Below are 22,346 nucleotides of genomic sequence, written 5' to 3'. Positions count from 1 at the left end.
GGTGGCAGATGAAGCCGGTCCTCGCGTTTGACATTGAAACCATCCCCGACGTGGAGGGGGTGCGTCGGCTGCACGACCTTGATCCGGAGCTTTCCGACGCCGAGGTCGCCGAACTGGCTTTCCAGCAGCGGCGTGCCACCAACGGCAACGATTTCCTGCCGCACCACCTGCAGCGGGTGGTGGTCATCTCGTGCGCGCTCCGCGTCGGCAAGGATTTCCGCATCTGGTCACTGGCCGAGCCAGAGCAGGGCGAAGGTGAGATCATCCAGCGTTTCTTCGACGGCGTTGAAAAGTTCACGCCCCAGATCGTGTCCTGGAATGGTGGTGGATTCGACCTGCCTGTGCTGCACTACCGCGGGCTGATCCACGGCGCCATTGCGCCGCGCTACTGGGATCTCGGTGATGGTGACTACGCCGACAGCCGTGAGTTCAAGTGGAACAACTACATCAGCCGCTATCACACGCGCCATCTCGATCTCATGGACCTGCTGGCGATGTATCAGCCACGTGCCAGCGTGCGGCTTGACGAACTCGCCAAGCTGATCGGTTTTCCCGGCAAGCTGGGGATGGACGGCAGCAAGGTCTGGCAGGCCTGGCTGGCGGGTGGCATGGCGGATGTGCGTGACTACTGCGAAACGGATGTCCTGAATACTTATCTCGTTTCAGTCCGCTTTCGCCTGCTACGGGGCGAGCTTTCGCGCGCCGAATACGACGCCGAGATGGCCTTTGTCCGCGGCGAATTGGAGAAAATCGGCAAGCGACACTGGCAGGAGTTTCTTTCGGCCTGGCAGTAGGAGGCTTGGCGTCGGGCGAGCGCTTTTCGCTCGCTCAGGCCCCGCTGTTGTCGGCAGCTTCTTGCTGCCCCGGTTGTCAATGCGGCGAGATGAGCGCTGTCGCCTGGCGCTTCTCGCCGCCGCGAGGCCGTCGTCAGCGCCGGGGACGCCAATCATTTTCCACGTCGCCAGTGGCCGGACCTGGCCCGTCGGCCCCCGGCTGCTGGCCGCTGCTGGTGGAAGTGCCAACGGGGCTGCAGAAATCCCTTAGAATTAGACCTCTAGCGCCTGGGCTTGGTGGGTGGTTCGCAGACCAACCGTCGACAGGTTGCGAACTGGCGTCGACACTGTCAGTTTACGGATGAATGGTGTAACCCAGGAGGAGATCAGGTGGAGAAGATCTGGCTGAAGAGCTATCAGGAGGGCGTGCCCGCCGAGATCACGTTGAACGATTTCCAGTCGCTTGGCGAGCTCTTTGAGAAAAGCGTTGCGCAGTATCGCGATCGCGTCGCGTATATCAACATGGGGGTCGAACTCAAGTACGGGGAGCTTGACAAGTTGTCACGGGATTTTGCCGCGTACCTGCAAACGGTCCTCAAGCTACCGCAAGGAGCACGTGTGGCCTTGATGATGCCGAATGTTCTGCAGTATCCGGTTTGCATTTTTGGCGCCTTGCGCGCAGGTTACGTGGTGGTCAATGTCAACCCGCTGTACACGCCACGAGAGCTCGAGCATCAACTCAAGGATTCGGGCGCTGAAGTCATCGTCATCCTCGAGAATTTTGCCGTCACCCTCGAGCAGGTGCTGGCCAGGACGCCGGTCAAGCATGTGGTGTTGGCTCGTCTTGGCGACATGCTTGGCTTTCCGAAAGGCACCGTCGTCAACTTCGTCGTCAAGTACGTCAAGAAGATGATCCCCGCGTGGAGCCTGCCGCGGGCAGTCAACTTCCGGGCAGCGCTCGCCAAGGGCGCCTCAGCCGAGTTGAAGGCGGTGACCGTCGGCCAGGAAGACGTCGCGTTCCTCCAGTACACCGGTGGCACGACCGGTGTCTCGAAAGGAGCGATGTTGCTTCATCGCAACATTCTGGCGAATCTCTCACAGGCACATGCCTGGATCAAGCCGGCGCTCGGGAAAGAGCAGCACCTGATCGTCACGGCACTGCCGCTGTATCACATCTTCGCTTTGACCGCGAACTGCTTCACCTTTTTCAAGGTTGGTGCCAGTAACCTGCTGATCACCAATCCACGCGACATTCCAGGATTTGTCGTCGAGCTGAGCAAGTATCCTTTTACGGTGATAACCGGTGTCAATACCTTGTTCAATGCCATGCTCAACAATGACGCTTTTTGTAAACTCAATTTCAGCCAACTGAAAGTCACGCTCGGTGGCGGGATGGCGGTGCAGAAAGCCGTTGCGGAGCGGTGGAAAGAGGTGACGGGCAAGCCTCTGATCGAGGCTTACGGCCTTACCGAAACCTCGCCGGCAGCGACCATCAATCCGCTCGATATTCCCGAGTACAACGGCTCGATCGGCTTGCCGGTCTCTTCCACCGAAGTGGCGATCCGCGACGACTCGGGGGCCGACGTTCCTCTGGGAGAGCGTGGCGAGCTTTGCGTGCGCGGCCCGCAGGTGATGGCCGGCTACTACAATCGTCCCGAGGAGACGGCCAAGGTCATCATGGCGGATGGTTTTCTGCTCACCGGCGACGTTGCCGTGATGGACGAAAAGGGCTTCGTGCGCATCGTCGACCGCAAGAAAGACATGATTCTCGTCTCCGGTTTCAATGTCTACCCGAACGAGGTCGAGGACGTCGTCGCGCAGCATCCGGGCGTTCTGGAAGTGGCGGCGGTCGGCGTCCCGCATGACAAGTCAGGCGAAGCGGTCAAGATATTCGTCGTCAAGAAGGACCAGGCGCTCACTGCCGAGGCACTGATCGCCCATTGTCGGGAGCATCTGACTGGCTACAAGGTGCCGAGTCAGGTCGAGTTTCGAGCCGAACTGCCGAAGACCAACGTTGGCAAGATCCTGCGCCGCGAACTACGCGACGAGGCCCTGAAGAAAGGCTGATTTGTCCGGTGCCGCGCATTGAGGCGGCTGCGGGCCTGCCACTGACCAGCGTAGGCTCGGATGCTCCGAGAGGTGAGCGGGTTGTCGCACGAGCGCGTGCCACTCATCAATCCTGGCCGCGGGTGAACTGCTGCAGGACTCCGGTGGTGATCGGATGCCCGTTCCTCGAGGCGTAGAAGAGAGGGGTCTTGCCGTTATTGTCCTTGCTCTGCGGATCGGCGCCTTGCGCGATGAGATAGCGCGACAGCTTCGGCTGGCCCGTCGCCGCGGAAAGATGGAGTGGCGTTTGCCCTGCCTCAGTGGTCGCGTGAACGTCGGCGTTCCTCTCGATCAGCGCTTCCACCTCCTGCCTGCCGCCTGAAATCACCGCTGCGTGCAGTGGCGTCATGCCGATTCGGTCCTTGGCTTCGAGGTCTGCGCCGCGGCTGATGAGGAGGGCCGTTGTCTTCGGGTTGCCGTAGAAGGCAGCCATGTGCAGGGGTGTCCGTCCGAGCGCGTCGGCAGCATTGATTTCTGCTCCGGCGTCGAGCAGCGTCCTGACCTCGCCGAGATCGCCGCGGCTGGCGGCGCTTGCCAGTGGCGAGACAACGGTCGGGCTGTCCGTTGCCGCAGCCGGCGCTTGCTTTGGCGGGGCGGGATCCTTCCCCGACTGTTCGCTGCATCCGGTCAGCGCCAGCGCCAGCAAGGCAATGGCAACTATCGCGTTGCGCGGTGCGGCTGTTTTCATCTGAGAAACTCTCCTGCCAGGATGAAACTGCTGTTCACGTGCTCCCAACTCCAGTTTGATCGCCTTGGTGCCTACCTGTCGACCCCAGGATGGGTCGGACGGGACGGTGATAGGCAAGCTCATTCGGAGCTGCGTCTCGTCCCCGTCCTGCGCGGCGCGTCAGGTGAAGGAGCGACTGTCATTTCACCCTTGCTTGGCGCCTAGCGTCGCGCATATTACCATTGCTGCCAATGACCAAGTTCTCTTGCCAGCAGACCGTTGCTGATGGCGCAGCTTGCTGGGTTCGCACATTCGGCCGCTTGACGGTCTTGCTTGTTGCTTGCTGTGTCCCTGGCGGCCTGGCGCCTGCCGGCGCGCAGGCACTGGCGGAGTCAGCAACTCGGCAGGCTGTGGTCGTGCAACTTTCATCGAAGCTTCAGTTCGAGTTTGCTTCCTTCATCGCCGCACTGGAGCAGGGCTATTTCCGCGAGGCCGGGCTTGATGTGTCCCTCAAGGAGTGGTTTCCGGGCGTCAATGTCGCCAAGGAAGTGGCGGAAGGAAGGGCTGATTTTGGCACTCTCGACTCGTCACTCATCGTCGAGCGGGCGAACGGCCGGCCGGTAGTCGCCCTCGCCGCGCTGATGCAACATTCGGCGGTTGGACTGCTGCTGCGTCGGCAAGCGGAAACCCTTTCGGCAAGCGATCTTGCCGGCAAACGTGTGGGCACCAGCAAGGACACCGAAAGTGAGGTTCTTGCCTACCTGCAAGCCAGCGGTGTGTCGTCAGGCGAGTTCCGACATCTCCCTCAAATCGGTGATGCGCGTCGCGCTGTCCTCGAAGACAAGGTCGATGCGGTGGGCGTCTTCATCGGCGACGACGCAGTTCGGGAACTCGGGGGTCGTAGCGATTTCCTGCTCCTGTCACCGCGCAGCGCTGGGGTCGACTTGTATGGTACGGTGCTGTTGACCTCGGAAAGCCTGCTCGAAGCGCAGCCCGCCATGGTGCGGGCGTTTCGCTCGGCAACCCTCAAGGGGCTCGATTACGCGCTCGATCATCCGCAAGAGCTGGTCAATCTTATCCTGGCGAGATACAACACGCAGCACAAGAGCCGTGAGCAATTGCTCTTCGAGGCGAGGCAGATTGGCGAGCTGTCGCGACCGGCAAACGTGGCGCTGGGAGCAATGAGTATCGCTCGCTGGCGGCATGTGCTGGAGGTCTACAGCGCGCAGGGCAGCGTCAAGCCGGGGGCTGACTTACTGGGTTTCGTTTACGATCCCGACGCCGGCCGCCTGGGCCCTTTGTTACCCTGGATGCTCGGTGGTGCGATACTGGGACTGTTGGCGGTGGGCTGGGGGCTGCGCAGGTTTCTCGCCCGGGAAAATTGATCTTCTGGAGGAACAGACATGTTGATCCATCCTGACCGCTCCACCCTGTTGCTGATCGATCTGCAGGAGCGACTGGCACCGGCAATCCACCAGGTAGGGCAGGTGCTTGAAGCCAGCGTGTGGCTGACCAGAGTAGCGCAGCGCCTGGCCGTTCCGGTGATCTGCACCGAGCAGTATCCGCAAGGCCTGGGGCCGACTTCGCCCGCACTACGGGGCCTGCTGCCGGATGAGTGTATCGTCGAGAAGATGCATTTCTCGGCGCTTGCCGAGGGCAAGCTTTTCCGTGCGGCTGGGGGAGACCGTGCGCAGTTTGTCGTCGCCGGTACGGAAGCGCATGTCTGTGTGCAGCAGACCGTACTCGACCTGATCGCCGCCGGTCGCCGGGTTTTCGTCGTCGAGGAGGCGGTTGGGTCGCGGCGAAGTACCGACAAGGCTTTGGCACTGGAGCGAATGCGTCGTCACGGTGCCGATATCGTTTCGCGCGAGATGGTCGCTTTTGAATGGTTGCAGCAGGCGGGGACAGCGCTTTTTCGCGAGATCAGCCGCGAGTTCATCCGCTGAGGCGCGCCGGTGGCACGTGCGGACCCCTCTTCACAGCCGTGCCGTTGAGGTTTGAGAGCGGCTGCGATTTCCGCTACAATCTGGCTTTCCCGCTGCAGCCCTCCCCATGATCAAATACGTTTTCGTTACCGGCGGCGTGGTGTCATCCCTCGGCAAGGGCATCGCGGCCGCGTCCCTGGGAGCGATTCTCGAGTCACGCGGCATCCGAGTCACCAATCTCAAGCTCGACCCCTACATCAACGTCGATCCCGGAACGATGAGTCCGTTCCAGCATGGTGAGGTGTTCGTCACCGAGGATGGTGCCGAGACCGATCTCGACCTCGGGCATTACGAACGTTTCACCAACGCCAAGATGGAGCGGCGAAACAACTTCACCACCGGCCAGATCTACGAATCGGTGATCAAGAAGGAGCGGCGAGGGGAGTACCTGGGCAAGACAGTACAGGTGATTCCGCACATCACCGACGAGATCAAGGCACACATCCGGCGTGGCGCCGAGGGTGCCGAACTGGCGATCATCGAGGTTGGCGGTACGGTTGGTGATATCGAGTCGCTGCCCTTCCTCGAAGCGATCCGCCAGATGGGCCTGCAGGAAGGGCGCAACAACGCCTGCTACATGCACCTGACGCTGGTGCCCTACATCCCGACGGCGGGCGAACTGAAGACCAAGCCGACGCAGCACTCGGTCAAGGAATTGCGCGAGATTGGCATTCAGCCGGACATCCTGCTCTGTCGCACCGATCGACCGATCCCCGAGGACGACAAGCAGAAAATGGCGCTGTTCTGCAATGTCCAGCGTGAGGCGGTCATCGAGGCACGCGATGCCGACTCGATCTACAAGATCCCGGCCATGCTGCACGACCAGATGCTCGACGAGATCGTTTGCCACAAGCTCGGCATTCTCGCCAAGGCTGCCGATCTGACGGTGTGGAAGACGATCGTGCACGCCCTCGAGCACCCGGAGCGGGTGCTCAATGTTGCCTTCGTGGGCAAGTATGTCGACCTCACCGAATCGTACAAGTCGCTCACGGAAGCCATGGTGCATGCCGGCATCGCCACGCGCAGCAAAGTCAAGATCAGCTATATCGATTCCGAAGAAATCGAGCGTCAGGGCTGTGGCGCTTTGCAGGGTATGGACGCGATTCTCATCCCGGGGGGCTTCGGACGCCGCGGGACCGAAGGCAAGATTGCCGCGATTCGCCACGCGCGCGAAGGAAGGATTCCGTTTCTCGGCATCTGCCTTGGCATGCAACTCGCCGTCGTCGAGTTCGCGCGCCACGTCTCCGGCTTGAACGGCGCGCACAGCACCGAGTTCGACAAGGACTGTCCCTATCCGGTGGTGGGCCTGATCACTGAGTGGCAGGACGCCTCTGGCCGGCTCGAAAAGCGCGACGAGAACTCGGATCTTGGTGGCACGATGCGTCTTGGTGGCCAGTTGTGCAAGCTCCGCGACGGTACTCTGGCACGTTCGGTCTACGGGCAGGCGGAGATCATCGAACGCCACCGCCATCGCTACGAGGTCAACAACCTGCTGCTTGGCCAACTGGAGGAGGCCGGCCTGGTGGTCTCGGGTCGGGCACCGGTGACGGATCTGTGCGAAATCATCGAACTGCCGACTGACGGGGCGAATGCCCACCCGTGGTTCCTCGGTTGCCAGTTTCACCCCGAATTCACCTCGTCGCCGCGCAAGGGCCACCCGCTGTTCACGTCTTTTGTTCTCGCCGCCGCGGCCTACCAGGCGCGAACATGAAGCTCTGCGGCTTCGAAGCGGGCATCGACCAGCCGTTATTCCTGATCGCCGGCCCGTGCACGGCCGAATCGCTGGCGCTGTGCGTGGACATCGCCGGGCAGTTGAAAGAGACCTGTTCACGTCTTGGGCTGCCCTACATCTTCAAGGCTTCCTATGACAAGGCCAACCGTAGCTCGGGTCGCTCGGCGCGTGGGCCGGGCGTCGACGCTGGTCTGCAGATACTCTCGGAAGTGCGGCGCCAGATTGGCGTCCCGGTTCTCACTGACGTTCACCGTGAACAGGACATCAACGCCGTTGCCACGGTTGTCGACGTGCTGCAGACGCCAGCTTTCCTCTGTCGTCAGACCGACTTCATCCAGGCTGTTGCGGCGACCGGCAAGCCGGTGAATATCAAGAAGGGGCAGTTTCTCGCGCCGGGCGACATGCGCAACGTGGTCATCAAAGCAAGGGATGCCGCCGCCGGCGCCGACACGATCATGGTTTGTGAGCGTGGCGCTTCCTTTGGTTACAACAATCTGGTTTCTGACATGCGCAGCCTGGCGATCATGCGCGAGACTGCGTGCCCGGTGGTTTTCGATGCCACCCATTCGGTGCAACTGCCGGGTGGGCAGGGCATCGTTTCCGGCGGGCAGCGCGAGTTCGTCCCGGTGCTGGCACGGGCGGCGGTCGCGGTGGGGATCGCCGGCCTGTTCATGGAAACGCATCCGCATCCGGAAGCGGCATTGTCCGACGGGCCGAACAGCTGGCCGCTCGATCGGATGGAGAGTCTGCTGACGACGCTGGTGGCGCTCGATCGGGCAGTAAAAACCGGTGGCTTCGAGGAGCTTCGCTAGTGGCTGCCTACTTGTTGGTCGAAGTGAAGGTCACCGATCAGCAGGCCTACGAGATTTACAAGCAGCTGGCACAAGCAGCGATCGCGCAGTACGGCGGCCGCTATTGCGCGCGTGGCGGGCGTATCGAAGTGCTTGAAGGTGGCTGGTCCACGCCGGAGCGGTTGGTGATTGTCGAGTTCGATTCGCTGGAACAGGCAAAGAAGTTCTATCATTCCCCCGAGTACCAGGCAGCGAGAGCCTCGCGCCAGGATGCGGCAGAAATGAACATGCTGGTCGTTGAGGGATTACCAATCTAGTATTTTTGAAGACAAGGGAAAGATCATGAGCTCTGTCGTTGATGTTGTCGCCCGCGAGATTCTCGACTCGCGCGGCAACCCTACCGTCGAATGTGACGTTCTGCTCGAATCCGGCGTCATGGGGCGCGCGGCGGTTCCTTCGGGCGCCTCGACCGGATCGCGTGAAGCGATCGAACTGCGCGATGAGGATCCCACACGCTATCTGGGCAAAGGCGTCCTGCAGGCTGTCGAGAACGTGAACACCGAGATTTCGGAAGCGATCATCGGCCTCGACGCGCAGGAACAGGCGTTCATCGATCAAACACTGATCCATCTCGATGGCTCCGAGAACAAGGCGCGTCTCGGGGCCAACGCCATGCTTGCGGTGTCGATGGCGGTGGCCAAGGCGGCTGCCGAGGAATCAGGGCTGCCGCTGTACCGCTATTTTGGTGGTTCCGGGCCGATGCAGATGCCGGTGCCGATGATGAACATCATCAACGGTGGCGAACACGCCAACAACAGTCTCGATTTCCAGGAGTTCATGATTCTGCCGGTGAGTCAGAACTCGTTTCGCGAAGCGCTGCGTTGTGGTGCCGAGGTATTTCATGCACTGAAGAAGGTGTTGCATCAGAAGGGCTTTTCGACTGCCGTCGGTGACGAGGGTGGCTTTGCCCCAAACCTGGGCAGTCACGCTGAAGCACTGGACCTGATCGTCAAGTCGATCGAGAACGCTGGTTATTGTCCCGGCGATGACGTGCTGATCGGCCTCGACTGCGCTGCCTCGGAGTTTTACCGAGATGGCCGCTATCATCTGGCTGGCGAGAATCTGCAGTTGAACTCGCACGAACTGACCGATTATCTGGCCAATCTCGCCGACCGCTTTCCGATCGTCTCGATCGAGGATGGCATGGCCGAAGGCGACTGGGATGGCTGGAAAGTGCTTACCAGCCGGCTCGGTAAAGGCATCCAGATCGTCGGCGACGACGTCTTCGTGACCAATACCCGGATTTTCAAGGAAGGGATAAAGCAGGGTATTGCCAACTCGATCCTGATCAAGATCAATCAGATCGGCACGCTCTCCGAGACCTTTGCCGCCATCGAAATGGCCAAGCGAGCGGCTTACACCGCGGTCATTTCACATCGCTCCGGCGAGACCGAAGACAGCACCATCGCCGACATCGCGGTCGGCATGAACGCGCTGCAGATCAAGACCGGGTCCTTGTCGCGCTCAGACCGTATCGCCAAGTACAACCAACTGCTGCGTATCGAGGAGGACCTCGGCGACACGGCAGGCTATCCCGGGCGTGACGCCTTCTACAATCTGTCCTGATCCAGCGCTCGTCCGCATCCCTCGCCGTGCGTTGGCTTGCTGTCGCGCTAGTGGTGGTAACCGTCCTGCTGCAGCATCCGTTGTGGCTCGGCAAGGGGGGCTGGTTGCGCGTATGGGATGTCGATCGGCAGTTGCAGGAGCAGAAGGAAAACAACAAGACCCTGGAGATGCGTAATGCTGGGCTCGATGCCGAAGCGCGTGACCTGAAGCAAGGTTACGAGGCGATCGAGGAGCGTGCGCGCTTCGAGTTGGGGATGGTCAAGCGGGACGAGGTTTTCGTCCAGATTCCCGACCGGCCTCGGGTCGAGCAAGCGACCGCACCGATGGCCGAAGAAGCTGCTGGTGGGATGGTCGCCGTCCCGCCAAAGCCTGCCACGCGCTAGCCGCTACCCGCAGCCCGGCCGACCGACCGACGTACTTGCCGCATCGCCGCCGCGATTTTTGGCCCTGCGCCTATTCCAGCAGCTCGATCTGGCCCGAGACCGTCACGTTGACCTGCGTCTCACCGGCATCGATCGGCATCGGTACCGGTTCGGCCGAGGCCAGCGCCGCCGCGCGCATCAATGGTGCTGCTGGCGGTCGGCCACTGCTGTTGATGGCCAGGTGCTTGATCCGGTAAGGTTTCCCCAAGGCGTCGGCGATCACCTTGGCGCGTGCCTTGAAGGCGGCGATGGCATCGATCATGGCCTCGCTTTCGGCCTGCTTTCGTGTCTCGGGCGCCGGCAGCATCACCAGGCTGGCGACACCCATCGATTCCTGGAGCTTGCCCAGCAACTCGGAGAGCGTGGCGGTATCGCCGGACTCCAGCGTCAGCTCCGAGCGCATGCGCCAACCCTCGATCTTGCTGCCCTTCGTGTATACGGGATAGGTGTGGGTCGCACCGCTCTGGATCTTTATGCTGCGGTAAGCTTTGGCGGTCTTCAAGGCATCGGTGACCAGGCTGTTGACCCGTTTGGCCAACTCGCCCGGCGTTGCGCCGGTGGCCTCGGCGAACACCGTCGCGCGTGCCAGGTCGTTGACTGCCGGTTGGGTAGCTTCAGCGGAGAGGTCGATGGTGGTCGTGCTGATGGTTGGTGCGGCCGCTGTCGGTGTGGCGAGCAGGACGGCCAGCAGGACGGCCAGCAGGGGCGCCACGCGCAGTAGAGGCCTGAAGGAAGTCAGCATGTCTGTCTCCGGGTTTGCAGGGTTCGCAGGGAGCGAGTATCCTTCGGCGCCCTGCGCAAATGGGTTGTGCAGGTCCGGAATGGGCCCGGTGATCCTCGTGAAAGCACATTCTAGCCTGATCCTGGGTTCGCTTTCTTGTGGTCAGTTGCCGGAAGCTTGGTTAGAATCCGCTTCAGCCGTTCGCTTCCGTGCGAGCGGGACGGGTCTTTGAGGTGTCCCCATGCTGAAAGCAGGACAGGCTGCACCGATGTTCGTCCTCCCCGATGCGGACATGGAACTCATCGATATTGCCCAGTTTCAGGGCAAAAAGAATGTCATTCTCTTCTTCTATCCGAGAGATGACGCACCGTGCTGCACCTTGCAGGCGACCGATTTCTCGGATCATGAGGATCAGTTCGCGCGCCATGACTGCACGATCATCGGCATCAGCCGTGACGACTGCATCAGGCACGCCGAGTTCCGGGACAAGCATGGTATTTCCGTGTCTCTGCTTTCGGATGCCGACGGGGCGGTGTGCAAGCGGTACGGTGTCTGGCAGGCGAAAGAAGTGAATGGTGCCAAGAAGTACGGCATCGTACGCTCGACTTTTGTCATCGACAAACAAGGCGGTCTTCGTCTCGTACTTTACGGGGTGACCGCCAAAGGCCACGCGCTGGAAATGCTGCGCGCGGTGAAGGAAATCAATTCATGAACATGCAAGTTGCCAAGAATACCGTCGTCACGCTCGACTACAGCGTCGCCGATTTTGAAGGTGAGCTGGTCGATGCCGGTCAGGAGCCGCTGGTCTACCTGCACGGCGGTTACGATGACATCTTTCCATTGATCGAAGAAGCCGTGCACGGGAAAGGGATTGGCGAGTCGGTGATAGTGAAAATGCAGCCCGACGATGCCTTCGGGGAATACGATGCGGCACTGGTCCAGGTCGAACCACGGAGTCAGTTTCCGCAGGAACTGCAGGTCGGCATGCAATTTGAAGGTTTGCCGGAGGACGCTGCCGACGACGATGAAGACGAAGAGGTGCTGATCTATCGGGTGACCGAAATGGCTGATGACAAGGTGGTCCTCGATGGCAACCACCCTCTGGCGGGAATGGCGCTGGTCTTTACCTGTACGGTGACCAATGTGCGCCCCGCCACTAGCGAGGAAATCAGTCACGGACACACCCACGACGGCGACTTCGACGACGAGGACTGACCGGCGTTTGCGGTGCTTTCCGCCGGGACTTTCTGCTAACCGTGCTGGCGGCAGAGAGTCCCGGATAGTCCCCGGCAGCGGCAGTATCCGGGGCTCTCCACGAAGGCCAGAGTTGTCGCCGGCTTGACCGCGTTGGTGGCGCGCTGGAACAAGTGCGCAGGACTGAAGTGGCGCCAGGAGTATCGACCATTGCCGTGCCGCGGCAACTGCTTCGTGGCCAGCGGCGGCCGCGCGTGGCGCTGGTCGGTCGCGTGCGCACAGGCAAAAGCAGCTTGTTTCTTGCCGCATCGAGCAGCTCGCCGCAGCAGGAGAAACTGCTGCATGACGGCGAGACCTGTGAGGAATGTGTGGTCGAGGTCGGGCTGGAGCAGATCTCGCTGGTCGATCTGCCGTCGCTCGGGTCGCTGTACGCGCTCAGCCCGCGCGATCGGGTGCTGGTCAAATATCTGCTTTGGGGTAACCGCTGGCCGCCAGTGGCCGCGCACGAAACGGAACAGCCCGTGGCCATTGTGGTCCGCCCGGGTTTTTTGGCAAAAAGAGGAGAAGAACACCGCCCTTGCCGGGGTCAGCAGCATGCGTCAACGGTGCGGCGGCGGGTCCGCCTAGCGCAGAAGCTTGCCAGCGCGATTGAGGATGGTGATGTCGACGTAGCGCGAGCCAGCGTGCCGGTTTGCCGAGAAGCTGATGAAGACCTCGCCCGCGTCGTAGTTCTTCATCGTTTCCAGAGCATCGCGCAGTTTCTGGCGTGTCGGGTTCGGGCCCGCCCGGCGTAGCGCTTCGACCAGAACCTTGGCACCAAGGTAGCCTTCGACGAGGGTGTGATTGGCCGTCACGTCCTTTGGCTTGAACTTCGCGAAGTTATCCTGCATCTCGCGAATCAATGGAACCGTCCGGCTGTCCGGATCGGGAACGACCTGGGTGAGCACCAGTCCCTGTGCGTTGTCCACACCGATTCGCTGCACGATCTGCGCCCCGTCCGTCACCGAGAGAGCGACGTACTGCGCGAGATTCCCTGCTTCGCGCGACTGCTTGAGGAACTCGGCGCTGGCCGCCGTATTGGCAATCATGATCACCACGTGCGGCTTGGCGGCCGCAATGGTCTTGACGGCGGCGGCTACCTCGGTGGTGTTTTTCGCGTAGGAGCCAGTGGCGACCAGAGTGCCGCCGGCTTTTGCGATTACCTGCTCGGCGCTGCCCAGCACGTCGCGCCCGAAGGCGTCATCCTGATAGACAATCGCAAAACTGGTGTAGCCGGTGGTGGCGTACTGATCGACAATTTTCTCCACTTCTTCGGCGTAGCTGGCGCGGGTCATGAATACCAGTGGATCGTTCCGTCTCACCAGAGAAGCCGCACCGGTTCGTACGGCGAGCAGCGGAATCCCCGTTTCACTGAGGATCTTGCTTTCGACGATCGCCTCGACGTTGCCGGTACCGACAAAGGCGATGAACGCCAGCGGTTGCGAAACCTTGGCCATTTCGCGCGCCAGACGAACGGTCTCGCTGGACTTGTAACCGTCATCCTTGGAAATCAGCCGAAGCTTGGCGCCGTGGACTCCCCCCTCGGCATTGACCGCGTCGAAGTACAACTGCACTCCTGCTCGCATGTGCGTGCCGGTGGGCGCCAGCGGGCCGCTGAAAGCTGCCACCTGGCCGATGACGAGGTCGGCGGCAGTGGCCGTCAATGGCGACAGACCGACGAGAACGGTGGCCAAGGCGGCGGCCAGAAAAGAAAACGGCTTCATGGTCCACTTCTCCGGAGACGGGATTCCTTGTCCAGTCTAGGGCTTTGCACTATGCCTGTCGATGGACTTTTCCGGATCATCACCTTGAAAGGCAAAGGAAGTTGTCTGGGATGCTCGGAGATGTTCGTTCAGGCCAGATGACTGACCAAGTGGGTTGTGTTCACCGCCCGGAATTCTTCCGGTTGGCTGACTTCTCGAGGCGACGGAACCACGCCGCGTGGCTGGTACGCCATTGTCGCTGGCTGGTGACTGATTCGCGAACGTTGCCGATTGGCGGATACTGGATTGCAGCCAGCCGCTAATGAATCGATCGTGTGTTGGCGCCATAGTCCGGTTGGTCGGCGGTGGCCATGGATAGCAACGCCCGTCGGCGCAGTCTATCCTGCGGCGAGCGCGCTATGCTCCGCGCCCGCGCGCGGCGTAGTTCGCCAGCGGCCACGCCGTTGGTTGAGGCCATGATTGGCAGCGCAGTTGGCGGGACACCCGCAGCGCGTGCGGGTGATTGCGGCGGGGCGCTCGATACTTCGCGAACCGCCGCGTCCTCCATCTAATTGATCCTTCGGATAAGGACCAGTCCCTGCGTTTCAGGTCCGTTGGGTACGGCTCTGTCTCAGGAGTTCTGGAGGAGAATCTCTTCGACCGTCTGGGCCGATTTCTTGCTGGCCCGCAGAACCTTCTCCTGCAGCGCATAGAATTGCCGCATCCGCATTGCCCGCAGGGCGGCTACTTCGTCCCCCTCGGTCTCGAACAAGCGGTGGATGGCCCGGTAAATGACGGCGACAGACTTCTCTTCAATGCGCTCGATTTCGACGCACAGGTTGACAGTCTCCTGGCTGCGTTCCCTGTCCTTCAGCGAGCTGATCGCGCGCGTGAGGCGGGTGCAGGCGTCGACAGTCATCGATGCCAGTGCGTGCGACTCGCTATTCGATTCGGTGATGTTGTACATGCTGACTGCCTGAGCGACATCTTGCACGGCATTCATCACGTTATCGATGTCCAGGGTCAATGCGTAGACCTGGTCACGGTTGAGTGGCGTGACGAAGGACTTGTGCAGCATCGTCAGCAGGGCGGCCTTGATCTGGTCCGCACTCGCCTCGTTCATGTTGATTTCCTCGGTCAGTGCCGCAACGTCCTGCTTGCTGACCCCGAGACTGGTAACCAGACGCAGCATGGCGTTGGCACCGGCCAGAACGCGCTCGCTGTGTGCCGCGAGAAGCTCAAAAAATTCGGTCCGCTTGGGTAACATAGAAACTCCCTCAATGTTCGGTTGCAACTTTTGAAACGACGGGTGACGGGCCGCACTGGACGCCCCTTCGTGGGGCGTCCATTGCCGCCAACGGCTCGCACCGGACTTACAGGAACCTACTCCCGATGTACCAGAAGATCGCCGCAATCAGTCCCGCAGCGGGAATCGTCAACACCCACGCGACCAGCAGGTTGGCGGTGATTGCCCAACGCACCGCCTTGACGTCGGTCGCCGCGCCGACACCGATGATGGCGCCGGTAATGGTGTGCGTCGTCGACACCGGAATGCCGCCCAAAGTCGCCATCGCCAGGGTGAGCGCGCCCCCCATCGAAGCACACGAACCGCTGACCGCGTTGAGCTTGGTGATCTTGGTGCCCATCGTCTTGACGATCCGCCAACCGCCGAGATAGGTGCCCCAGGCGATCATGAAATAGCAGCCGTAGATCACCCAGGTCGGCAGCGTCGCCACGTCCTTGGTTGCCACTCCGGCGGTGATCATCAGCAGCCAGATGATGCCGATCGTCTTCTGCGCATCGTTACCGCCATGCGCCAGGCTATAGGCGCCGGCGGCGAACAACTGCGCTCCCTTGAACCACTTCCCGGCCTGATACGGCGACTGGTTTCGGAAGACCCAGGCCACCAGCACCATCAGCAGGCCGCCGATGATCACCCCCACCAGCGGCGAAATGATGATGAAAGCGAGGATCTTGCCGAAACCCTCCCAGACGATCGGCGCGCCAGAACCCGCCTTGGCCACCGTTGCCCCGACCAGACCACCTACCAGCGCGTGTGATGATGACGAAGGAATGCCGTAGTACCAGGTGATGATGTTCCAGGCCAGGGCACCCACCAGGGCCCCGAAAATCACGTAATAATCGACAAAGCTCGGATCGACCGTACCCTTGCCGATGGTTGCCGCCACCTTGAGTTGGAAAACCCACAGGGCGGCAAAGTTGAAGAATGCGGCAAACAACACCGCTTGTTTCGGGGTCAGGGCACCGGTCGCGACGATCGTCGAGATGGAGTTCGCGCCATCGTGAAACCCGTTCATGAAGTCGAACGCAAACGCGATTGCGATTAGCAATCCGAGCGTCCAGATACTCATATTTAGGCCTTCCATTTTGCGCGACCTCTCAGGAGTTTTCGATCAGGATCTCTTCGATCATCTTGGCCGCTTCCTGGCAAGAGTCGAGAACGGCTTCCTGAAGCGAGTAGAACTCCTTCATCTTCATCGTTTGCCAGACGTTGGCCCCTTCCTGGAACAAGGCGGTGATCGCCTTGTGCTGGACCTTGTCGGCTTTTGATTCGATGTCCTCGATCTCCTTGCACAGGTTGAGCGTTTGCGCCCCGCGATTCTTGTCGCCCAGCGCAGCCACCGCGCGGTCCAGGCGCATGCACGCGTCGGCGCTCAAGGACGCCATTTCGCGCGCTTCAACCGTCGACTGCGTGATGCTGTACATGCCGACCGCGTTGGCAACGCTCTGCAGGACATTCAGTGTGGTGTCGAGATCGGTGATCAGCGCGTGGATCTGGTCACGGTTGATCGGCGTGGTGAACGACTGGTGCAAGCGCCCGATCACCTTGGCCTTGATCTGGTCGCCCTGTTGCTCATGCTGATTGACTTCCGCCACCAGGGCTGAAAGGTCCGCACCCGCATCACCGAGACCATTGATCAAACGCAAGGTCGCGTTTGCCCCCGCGACGACCTGTTCGGAGTGTGCAGCGAGGAGTTCAAAGAATTCCCTGCGCTGCGGCATCAGACTACTAAACATACGACTACCCCCTCTTGCTATCTGCCCTTTCGAGCACCTACCGGTAAGAACCTCAACGCCGAGCGAATCCCGGCACCCTTTCAACGACCACCAAAAACAATGTAGGAGCGACGGACAGCGCTTGGTCTATCCGCTGGCGGAGGGCCGCCACCTCCTGGACGGGACGAAGCCCGGTCATTCCGTGTTCCGCTAGCGGATCTTTTTTGCTCAGACTCTTTGTGTTGTCCCTTCGAGGTAACGGCCAGCGAAGCGAGCGACGCGTGCGCCTCTTCCAGCTCCTGCTCGGTAATGACGCCGACGGCAACGCGCAGGAACTCGGGCGTGCTCGCGGCGTCGCCGGGTGCTCTAGACAGCTCACAGCGTCCCATGTATCGGATCGGCTGGGCGTTCGTCTGCCAGGCAAGGGGCAGCGCCTTTGAAAGTGACAAGGGCATCAATGTTTGCAGAAAAATAGTTTTGTAAGCGAGAGTGCAATGGAGGCGAATTATGGGCCAACAAAAGAAAACAAGCACAAAAATATTTTGTGTGCAAGCAGAAAAACTTGTTCTTCGCAAATCATTGCGGGGAGGGGTGGCCGGGGGTGTTATGGCAAGCCTGCAGGCGGTGAGCGGCGGCGCGGACGCAGCGCCGTTCACGGCACCTCTTTTTGGCGAAACCTGCCTGTCTGGTCAGGTGGCTACTGCTGCCGAAAGACCTTTCGAGCGTGCGCCGGTGGCTCTTCTCTTGCGGCCGAACCCGCGCTCGATCGCCAAGCTCCGGTCGGCATGTCGGAGGCTGACAACTGCCTTCGGGGCGGAAGCGGAGACGAGTGAGCCGGGCGCGGCTGACTGAAGCCACGGGATCGCTGCGCCGACGTTGATGTGCAACGTCTGGCCGTCAATTACGGCTACCGGGAGCGACTGCACAGCGATGCCTTCCGCCCTGGCAATGCACCCGGACTCCTGGCCGTGAGGCAGCGCTTCGACCTGGTAGCGGCTCGGATCAAGGGCTGGCGCGACCTGCTGCCCGGCGGCACCACAGAGCGGGCAGCCAGCGTGGAAAGACCGAGCATTGCTCATGGCATATTCCTCTGAATGCATCGCACTGGCGCGCGCAAAAGGTGCTTGTCAAGAGATTCGTCGAGGCGATACATTGTTGTCATGACCCAGACCGTGTTCGTTCTCCAACGCCTGGCCGCGTTCATCCACCGACGGATCGGCAAGGATGCTGCTCGCCAGCTGGCGGCACCGGCTCGATGACGCGCTGGCTGCGTCGGGCGGCGACACGCAGGCGTTCAGTGGCGATCTGCGCCGGCTAGTGAGCACCTTGCAAGGGCTCAGCGACCGCCAGGCTTTTGCTCAATGCCGGCACTGTGGCCATTTTTTCGGCGAGGACGTCGGTTACCGCTGTGGCCTGAGCAGTGAGCCGCTGGCCGTCGAGCAAACGATCAAGCTCTGCCGCGAGTGGACGGCGACGGGCGCCACCAGCTGACCGGCATGACGTCGGCAGACTCGGTCGACGCGGCAGCAGCAGCGATCAGCGCGGCTGCGCCGCTCAGCGAGTGGTCGGGGCCTGCGCGCGCGGTGCTTGCCTTGCGATCGACGCAGGCTGGCAGGCGGGCGCCGAAGTACGCCGTTCCCGCCTCATGCCGCGGTTGCCGCCGTCGCTTCTGGTGTGGCGCCCTCTGCCTGGCGTTCGTGCTTGGCGGCAACTTCGACGCTGCGGCGCAGGAAGCGGTCGCTTCGCGGGTCGACGTCGTGCTCAACGGTGAGACCTACGTGATTCATGCCAGTGCCCGATTGGCCGCCGACCAACGGCTGGCCTGGGAAACCTTGACCGACTACGAGCGGCTGCGCGACTTCGTTCCCGGAGTGACTCGCGCGCGCGTGCTGCAGCGCAGCGACACGCGGCTGATCATCGAACAGTCCGGTGTGTTTACGGTCTTGTTTGTCGAGTTGCCCGTGCAACTTCAACTGGCGGTCGAACACAGACCCTATTCGATGGTCCTCGCACGCCTGCTGCCCGATCCGGTCGGCGCTACCGAATCGACGCTGCGCAGCTTCACCGCCAGCTACCGCTTGCGCGCGTTGGTTCGGCAGCAACCGCCCGGCGTACAGCTCGACTACGACGCCAGCTTTGAGCTGGCACAGCCGCTGCCCCCCGTGCTGGGCCGGCTATTCGGCGTTGGCGCTGTTCGTCGTGCGATGCGTGAGCAGTTCGAGGCGATGCTGCGCGAAATCGAGCGCCGTCAGGCTGCGTTGACCGCCCGCGAGCTGGTCGACTGATGCGTGCCCTGGGCATCGCGCTGAGCTGCTCCATTCTGGTAGGTTGCGCCAGCCTCGACCCCTACAGCCAGCGACCGGCGCAGCAGCACCTGCACGCCGACGACGCACGCGGCGAATGCCTGCGGTTGTTTCAGGCCAGCGATGCACGGATCGATGCCGCCGCCACGCGCGATGCGCAGGCGCGGCGCGTTCCTGGCTTCCCCTACCTGCGCGTCGACCGTACCCTGGCGAGGCTTGCCGAGGCGGTCGCGGCCGAGCCGCAGCACGCCGACCAATGGACCGCCGCGCTGGCCGCGCTCGACGATGCCGGCCGACGCTTCGAGATGCGCAACGCCGGCGACGCGGTCGCCGCCGACGCGCTCGCCGCGTGCCGCCAGCAACTGCTGCTCGCCGACCGGCAACAGCTGCCGGCACTGCTTGACGCGGCGCAGGTTCCCGACGACTACTCGAATGTCGAGCGCGCCCTCGGCCTGTACCTGCTGACACGCTATGCCTTCGCCGCCGGCATTCGTGGCTGGCAACGCGACACCTTCGCCGAGTTCGCCGCTGCCAACGCCGGCGGTGCGAGCAATGCTGCACGCCGTCGCTATCTTCCCGCCACGCGAGTCGACGCTGTGCCGAGTCTGCCGCGCGCGCCACAGCTTGGCCTGCCAGAGATTTCGCCCCCGACGCTGAGCGAGCTGATCCTGCGCCATGCGCCGCGCCTGGAGATCGAGACCGTCGACGACAATGATCGCCCCGGCGCGCTGCTCTGGCAGCAGGGCGCCGGCGATCTGCGCATCGCTGTCGCGGTCGACGATCCGGTGCTCTATGTGCGCGCCGCATACACCCAGATGGGCGGGCGCTGGTTGCTGCAACTGATCTACAGCGCGTGGTTTCCCGCCCGTCCATCGGAGCGCGCTTTCGACGTCCTCGCCGGACGCCTCGACGGCCTGCTCTGGCGAGTCACCCTGGCCGAGGACGGGTCGCCGCTGGTCTATGACACCATCCACCCCTGCGGCTGCTATCACCTGTTCATTGCCACCGAGCGGGTGCGCTCCCGGCCACAACCCGAGAGCATCGACGAAGGCCTGTTCGTGCCGCAGCGCGTGCGCTCCCCGGCCGCCAACCAACGCGTCGTGTTACGACTGGCGGCCCGCACGCATTACCTCCAGGGGGTCGCCCTCGAGCCGACCGGGCGCGTCGACGGCCTGGTCATGGCGCTGCGTGACGACGACCAGTTACGTGCGCTGCCGCTGCCCGGCGGCGGCACGCGCAGCGCCTTTGATGCGGACGGGCTGATCGAAGGCAGCGAGCGGCTCGAGCGCTTCTACTTCTGGCCGATGGGTATCGCCAGCCCCGGGCAGATGCGACAATGGGGGCGCCACGCGACGGCCTTCGTCGGACGGCGGCATTTCGACGATCCGACACTGATCGACCGCTACTTCGAGCGTCTGCCGTGACGCACGATCAGGGCGGTCTCTACCAGGCCCAGTCATGAAGCTGAGGGTTGCCACCTATAACATTCATAAAGGCGTCACCGGCATCCGCGGGCGGCCGCGGATCCACGATGTACGGCTGGCGCTACGGGCGATTGATGCCGACATCGTCTTCCTGCAGGAAGTGCAGGACCGCAACGAGCGGCTGGAACGTCACCCCGATCAACCGCTGGGAACGCAGCTCGAGTTTCTCACCTCGGGGGCCTACGCGCATCACGCCTATGGCATGAACGCGGTCTATCCGCATGGCCATCACGGCAATGCCATCCTCTCGCGCCACCCGATAGTGAACTTCGTCAACCACGATATCTCGGACCATGTGCTCGAAAAGCGCGGCCTGTTGCACGCCGTGCTGCGCATCGGCCGTGGCGAGGGCACCGAGGTGCACCTGATCTGCCTGCACTTCGGCCTGATCAAGCGCAGCCGCGTTCGCCAGGCAACCTTCCTGGCTGACCTGGTGCAGCGCGAAGTGCCGGCTGATGCGCCGCTGATCATTGCCGGCGATTTCAACGACTGGCAGCAGCGCGTCGATGGTTTGTTGCGCACCCGTCTCGGCGTCGAGGAAGTGGCGGTCGCGGCCAGGGCCGCGTCACCGGCCAAGTCCATGCTCAACTGGCTGCTCACCTGGCGCAGCGGTAACCCTCCGGGCGCCGGCGTGTCGCGTACCTTTCCCAGTTTCGCGCCCTGGCTGACGCTCGACCGCATCTACGTGCGCGGCTTCGAGGTGCTCGACATGCACGTTCCCAACGGTCTGGCCTGGGCGCGCTGCTCCGACCATGCGCCGCTGATTGCCGAGCTGAAGCTGTGAATCCCCTGGTGGCGCCGTCTCCGGGGCCTTGATCTCGGCCGTGATCGCTGATCCTGCCGTACGCGTCCGCCTGATCGGCGTCGCCTGCATCGTCGCTTCGGCGACGGGTTTCGGGGCGATGCCGATTTTCGCCAAGCTGGCCTATGCCGAGGGCGTCGATCTGCCGAGCATGCTGTTTCTCCGTTTCGCGCTGGCCGGCGGAGCGATGGCGCTGCTGATGCAGCTTCGCGGCATCCCCTGGCCGCGCGGCCGGAACCTGGTGTGGCTGGTGGGGATGGGGGCGATCGGCTATGTCGGCGAGTCGTTCTGCTATTTCGCCGCACTGCAGTACGCGTCTGCCGGGCTGACCGCGCTGCTGCTCTATCTTTATCCGGCGATCGTCACCGTGCTGTCGGCGCTGCTGGCGCGACAACGACTTTCCCCGTTGCGCACGCTGGCGGTAGTTGCCGCTCTCTTCGGCACCGGCCTGGCGGTCGGCGGCAGCCTGGCCGGCAGTCTCCCCGGCATTCTGCTCGGCGTCGGCGCGGCGCTGATCTACTCGGTGTACATCCTGGTCGGCGAGCGGGTGACGCCGGTCAGCGGTGCGATACCCTCGGCGACGGTGATCATGCTCGCCGCGGCGCTGGTCTTCGGCTTGATCGTCCTCTGGCGGGGGCCGGCCTTTCCGGCATCGCCGGGGCCCTGGGTGGCCGTCGGCAGCATCGCGCTGTTATCGACCGCGGTGGCGATCATTACTTTCTTCGCCGGCATGGCGCGGCTGGGGGCTGCCGACGCGGCGACCTTGTCGACACTCGAGCCGGTGGTGACCGTCGTCCTTGCGGCGCTTTTTCTCGGCGAGGCGATCGGTCCCTGGCAGAGCGTTGGCGGCGCCATCATCCTCGCCGCGGTGATCGTCCTGGCCCGTTCCGGGGCGGGCAAGCGGCAGCCCGCTACGCTGGCGCCGCCGGCGTAGGTGCCAGAGCGATGAACTTCAGAAGCTGCTCGATAACAGCCTGTGG

24 protein-coding genes are annotated in these 22,346 nt (G+C 62.4%); 17 read left to right on the top strand and 7 right to left on the bottom strand.

Annotated elements, in window-relative coordinates; translation table 11 throughout:
* Nucleotides 1–8: 8 nt before the first annotated feature.
* Together RUW20_RS10680 and fadD are read left to right on the top strand one after the other, a co-directional pair.
* Entirely contained in the window at nucleotides 9–794 is a 786-nt protein-coding gene (locus RUW20_RS10680; RefSeq protein WP_313952192.1) for a 3'-5' exonuclease, read from the top strand.
* Between the two features lie 369 nt (nucleotides 795–1,163).
* A complete protein-coding gene (gene fadD, locus RUW20_RS10675) occupies nucleotides 1,164–2,840 on the top strand; it encodes a long-chain-fatty-acid--CoA ligase FadD (RefSeq protein WP_313952191.1) in 1,677 nt (558 codons plus the stop codon).
* A 106-nt stretch (nucleotides 2,841–2,946) separates the two neighbouring features.
* On the opposite strand, the gene RUW20_RS10670 is transcribed toward fadD, so the two are convergent.
* Nucleotides 2,947–3,567 (bottom strand): ankyrin repeat domain-containing protein, encoded by a 621-nt coding sequence (locus tag RUW20_RS10670; protein ID WP_313952190.1) that lies wholly within the window; start codon nucleotides 3,565–3,567, stop codon nucleotides 2,947–2,949.
* Between the two features lie 395 nt (nucleotides 3,568–3,962).
* Here RUW20_RS10670 and RUW20_RS10665 point away from each other — a divergent pair, with 395 nt between their 5' ends.
* The 7 genes from RUW20_RS10665 to ftsB all read left to right on the top strand — a co-directional run bounded on the left by RUW20_RS10665 (nucleotide 3,963) and on the right by ftsB (nucleotide 10,063).
* Nucleotides 3,963–4,931: an ABC transporter substrate-binding protein gene (locus RUW20_RS10665; RefSeq protein ID WP_313952189.1), complete on the top strand. Its 969-nt coding sequence runs from the start codon at nucleotides 3,963–3,965 to the stop codon at nucleotides 4,929–4,931.
* An 18-nt stretch (nucleotides 4,932–4,949) separates the two neighbouring features.
* Nucleotides 4,950–5,492, top strand: a complete 543-nt coding sequence (locus tag RUW20_RS10660; RefSeq protein WP_313952188.1) for a hydrolase — start codon at nucleotides 4,950–4,952, stop codon at nucleotides 5,490–5,492.
* A gap of 106 nt (nucleotides 5,493–5,598) precedes the next feature.
* The gene (locus RUW20_RS10655; RefSeq protein WP_313952187.1) at nucleotides 5,599–7,242 is read left to right on the top strand and encodes a CTP synthase; all 1,644 of its coding nucleotides are present in this window, start codon (nucleotides 5,599–5,601) and stop codon (nucleotides 7,240–7,242) included.
* Entirely contained in the window at nucleotides 7,239–8,075 is an 837-nt protein-coding gene (gene kdsA, locus RUW20_RS10650; RefSeq protein ID WP_313952186.1) for a 3-deoxy-8-phosphooctulonate synthase, read from the top strand. Before RUW20_RS10655 ends, kdsA begins: the two co-directional genes overlap by 4 nt.
* The gene (locus RUW20_RS10645) at nucleotides 8,075–8,371 is read left to right on the top strand and encodes a DUF1330 domain-containing protein (RefSeq protein ID WP_313952185.1); all 297 of its coding nucleotides are present in this window, start codon (nucleotides 8,075–8,077) and stop codon (nucleotides 8,369–8,371) included. Before kdsA ends, RUW20_RS10645 begins: the two co-directional genes overlap by 1 nt.
* 25 nt (nucleotides 8,372–8,396) lie before the next feature.
* Nucleotides 8,397–9,680, top strand: a complete 1,284-nt coding sequence (gene eno, locus RUW20_RS10640) for a phosphopyruvate hydratase (RefSeq protein WP_313952184.1) — start codon at nucleotides 8,397–8,399, stop codon at nucleotides 9,678–9,680.
* Nucleotides 9,681–9,706: 26 nt separating this feature from the next.
* Nucleotides 9,707–10,063: a cell division protein FtsB gene (gene ftsB / locus RUW20_RS10635; RefSeq protein ID WP_313952183.1), complete on the top strand. Its 357-nt coding sequence runs from the start codon at nucleotides 9,707–9,709 to the stop codon at nucleotides 10,061–10,063.
* Nucleotides 10,064–10,133: 70 nt separating this feature from the next.
* Here ftsB and RUW20_RS10630 read toward each other — a convergent pair whose 3' ends face one another.
* The gene (locus tag RUW20_RS10630) at nucleotides 10,134–10,844 is read right to left on the bottom strand and encodes an SIMPL domain-containing protein (protein ID WP_313952182.1); all 711 of its coding nucleotides are present in this window, start codon (nucleotides 10,842–10,844) and stop codon (nucleotides 10,134–10,136) included.
* 220 nt (nucleotides 10,845–11,064) lie between these two features.
* Here RUW20_RS10630 and RUW20_RS10625 point away from each other — a divergent pair, with 220 nt between their 5' ends.
* Together RUW20_RS10625 and RUW20_RS10620 are read left to right on the top strand one after the other, a co-directional pair.
* The gene (locus tag RUW20_RS10625) at nucleotides 11,065–11,535 is read left to right on the top strand and encodes a peroxiredoxin (protein ID WP_313952181.1); all 471 of its coding nucleotides are present in this window, start codon (nucleotides 11,065–11,067) and stop codon (nucleotides 11,533–11,535) included.
* A gap of 2 nt (nucleotides 11,536–11,537) precedes the next feature.
* Nucleotides 11,538–12,038, top strand: coding sequence for a peptidylprolyl isomerase (locus RUW20_RS10620; RefSeq protein WP_313952221.1), 501 nt, complete (start codon nucleotides 11,538–11,540; stop codon nucleotides 12,036–12,038).
* Nucleotides 12,039–12,073: 35 nt separating this feature from the next.
* On the opposite strand, the gene RUW20_RS10615 is transcribed toward RUW20_RS10620, so the two are convergent.
* The 5 genes from RUW20_RS10615 to RUW20_RS10595 form a co-directional block, all read right to left on the bottom strand.
* Nucleotides 12,074–12,613 carry a hypothetical protein gene (locus RUW20_RS10615; RefSeq protein ID WP_313952180.1) on the bottom strand — a complete coding sequence of 180 codons (540 nt, stop codon included), beginning with the start codon at nucleotides 12,611–12,613 and terminating at the stop codon, nucleotides 12,074–12,076.
* A 27-nt stretch (nucleotides 12,614–12,640) separates the two neighbouring features.
* On the bottom strand, nucleotides 12,641–13,780 hold the full coding sequence (locus tag RUW20_RS10610; RefSeq protein ID WP_313952179.1) for an ABC transporter substrate-binding protein: 1,140 nt from the start codon (nucleotides 13,778–13,780) through the stop codon (nucleotides 12,641–12,643).
* A gap of 610 nt (nucleotides 13,781–14,390) precedes the next feature.
* Complete coding sequence (locus tag RUW20_RS10605) at nucleotides 14,391–15,026, bottom strand: DUF47 domain-containing protein (RefSeq protein ID WP_313952178.1); 636 nt, start codon at nucleotides 15,024–15,026, stop codon at nucleotides 14,391–14,393.
* Between the two features lie 106 nt (nucleotides 15,027–15,132).
* Entirely contained in the window at nucleotides 15,133–16,146 is a 1,014-nt protein-coding gene (locus RUW20_RS10600; protein WP_313952177.1) for an anion permease, read from the bottom strand.
* 13 nt (nucleotides 16,147–16,159) lie between these two features.
* Nucleotides 16,160–16,798 carry a DUF47 domain-containing protein gene (locus RUW20_RS10595; RefSeq protein ID WP_313952176.1) on the bottom strand — a complete coding sequence of 213 codons (639 nt, stop codon included), beginning with the start codon at nucleotides 16,796–16,798 and terminating at the stop codon, nucleotides 16,160–16,162.
* A 486-nt stretch (nucleotides 16,799–17,284) separates the two neighbouring features.
* On the opposite strand from RUW20_RS10595, the gene RUW20_RS10590 reads away from it, so the two are divergent.
* The 6 genes from RUW20_RS10590 to RUW20_RS10565 all read left to right on the top strand — a co-directional run bounded on the left by RUW20_RS10590 (nucleotide 17,285) and on the right by RUW20_RS10565 (nucleotide 22,300).
* A complete protein-coding gene (locus RUW20_RS10590) occupies nucleotides 17,285–17,629 on the top strand; it encodes a hypothetical protein (protein WP_313952175.1) in 345 nt (114 codons plus the stop codon).
* Nucleotides 17,630–18,001: 372 nt separating this feature from the next.
* A complete protein-coding gene (locus RUW20_RS10585) occupies nucleotides 18,002–18,268 on the top strand; it encodes a hypothetical protein (RefSeq protein ID WP_313952174.1) in 267 nt (88 codons plus the stop codon).
* A 5-nt stretch (nucleotides 18,269–18,273) separates the two neighbouring features.
* A complete protein-coding gene (locus RUW20_RS10580; RefSeq protein ID WP_313952173.1) occupies nucleotides 18,274–19,062 on the top strand; it encodes an SRPBCC family protein in 789 nt (262 codons plus the stop codon).
* Complete coding sequence (locus RUW20_RS10575) at nucleotides 19,062–20,504, top strand: hypothetical protein (RefSeq protein ID WP_313952172.1); 1,443 nt, start codon at nucleotides 19,062–19,064, stop codon at nucleotides 20,502–20,504. The genes RUW20_RS10580 and RUW20_RS10575 overlap by 1 nt, the downstream gene beginning before the upstream one ends.
* Nucleotides 20,505–20,538: 34 nt before the next feature.
* Nucleotides 20,539–21,348 (top strand): endonuclease/exonuclease/phosphatase family protein, encoded by an 810-nt coding sequence (locus RUW20_RS10570; protein WP_313952171.1) that lies wholly within the window; start codon nucleotides 20,539–20,541, stop codon nucleotides 21,346–21,348.
* A 40-nt stretch (nucleotides 21,349–21,388) separates the two neighbouring features.
* Entirely contained in the window at nucleotides 21,389–22,300 is a 912-nt protein-coding gene (locus RUW20_RS10565) for a DMT family transporter (RefSeq protein WP_313952170.1), read from the top strand.
* Nucleotides 22,301–22,346 lie beyond the last annotated feature (46 nt).

The sequence above is a fragment of the Accumulibacter sp. genome, assembly GCF_032229525.1.
GTDB lineage: Bacteria > Pseudomonadota > Gammaproteobacteria > Burkholderiales > Rhodocyclaceae > Accumulibacter.
The sequence above is the reverse complement of the archived record's forward strand: the minus strand, read 5'-3'. Positions and strand labels throughout refer to the sequence as shown.

Excerpts from the sequence above, each read along its gene's own strand:
- RUW20_RS10580 (WP_313952173.1), top strand. The coding sequence starts at position 18,274 with ATGACGTCGGCAGACTCGGTCGACGCGGCAGCAGCAGCGATCAGCGCG.
- RUW20_RS10605 (WP_313952178.1), bottom strand. The coding sequence starts at position 15,026 with ATGTTACCCAAGCGGACCGAATTTTTTGAGCTTCTCGCGGCACACAGC.
- RUW20_RS10625 (WP_313952181.1), top strand. The coding sequence starts at position 11,065 with ATGCTGAAAGCAGGACAGGCTGCACCGATGTTCGTCCTCCCCGATGCG.
- RUW20_RS10610 (WP_313952179.1), bottom strand. The coding sequence starts at position 13,780 with ATGAAGCCGTTTTCTTTTCTGGCCGCCGCCTTGGCCACCGTTCTCGTC.
- kdsA (WP_313952186.1), top strand. The coding sequence starts at position 7,239 with ATGAAGCTCTGCGGCTTCGAAGCGGGCATCGACCAGCCGTTATTCCTG.
- RUW20_RS10590 (WP_313952175.1), top strand. The coding sequence starts at position 17,285 with ATGGGCCAACAAAAGAAAACAAGCACAAAAATATTTTGTGTGCAAGCA.
- RUW20_RS10655 (WP_313952187.1), top strand. The coding sequence starts at position 5,599 with ATGATCAAATACGTTTTCGTTACCGGCGGCGTGGTGTCATCCCTCGGC.
- RUW20_RS10630 (WP_313952182.1), bottom strand. The coding sequence starts at position 10,844 with ATGCTGACTTCCTTCAGGCCTCTACTGCGCGTGGCGCCCCTGCTGGCC.
- RUW20_RS10575 (WP_313952172.1), top strand. The coding sequence starts at position 19,062 with ATGCGTGCCCTGGGCATCGCGCTGAGCTGCTCCATTCTGGTAGGTTGC.
- eno (WP_313952184.1), top strand. The coding sequence starts at position 8,397 with ATGAGCTCTGTCGTTGATGTTGTCGCCCGCGAGATTCTCGACTCGCGC.
- RUW20_RS10680 (WP_313952192.1), top strand. The coding sequence starts at position 9 with ATGAAGCCGGTCCTCGCGTTTGACATTGAAACCATCCCCGACGTGGAG.
- RUW20_RS10660 (WP_313952188.1), top strand. The coding sequence starts at position 4,950 with ATGTTGATCCATCCTGACCGCTCCACCCTGTTGCTGATCGATCTGCAG.
- RUW20_RS10670 (WP_313952190.1), bottom strand. The coding sequence starts at position 3,567 with ATGAAAACAGCCGCACCGCGCAACGCGATAGTTGCCATTGCCTTGCTG.
- RUW20_RS10600 (WP_313952177.1), bottom strand. The coding sequence starts at position 16,146 with ATGGAAGGCCTAAATATGAGTATCTGGACGCTCGGATTGCTAATCGCA.
- RUW20_RS10570 (WP_313952171.1), top strand. The coding sequence starts at position 20,539 with ATGAAGCTGAGGGTTGCCACCTATAACATTCATAAAGGCGTCACCGGC.
- RUW20_RS10620 (WP_313952221.1), top strand. The coding sequence starts at position 11,538 with ATGCAAGTTGCCAAGAATACCGTCGTCACGCTCGACTACAGCGTCGCC.
- RUW20_RS10585 (WP_313952174.1), top strand. The coding sequence starts at position 18,002 with ATGCTGCTCGCCAGCTGGCGGCACCGGCTCGATGACGCGCTGGCTGCG.
- RUW20_RS10615 (WP_313952180.1), bottom strand. The coding sequence starts at position 12,613 with ATGCTGCTGACCCCGGCAAGGGCGGTGTTCTTCTCCTCTTTTTGCCAA.
- RUW20_RS10595 (WP_313952176.1), bottom strand. The coding sequence starts at position 16,798 with ATGTTTAGTAGTCTGATGCCGCAGCGCAGGGAATTCTTTGAACTCCTC.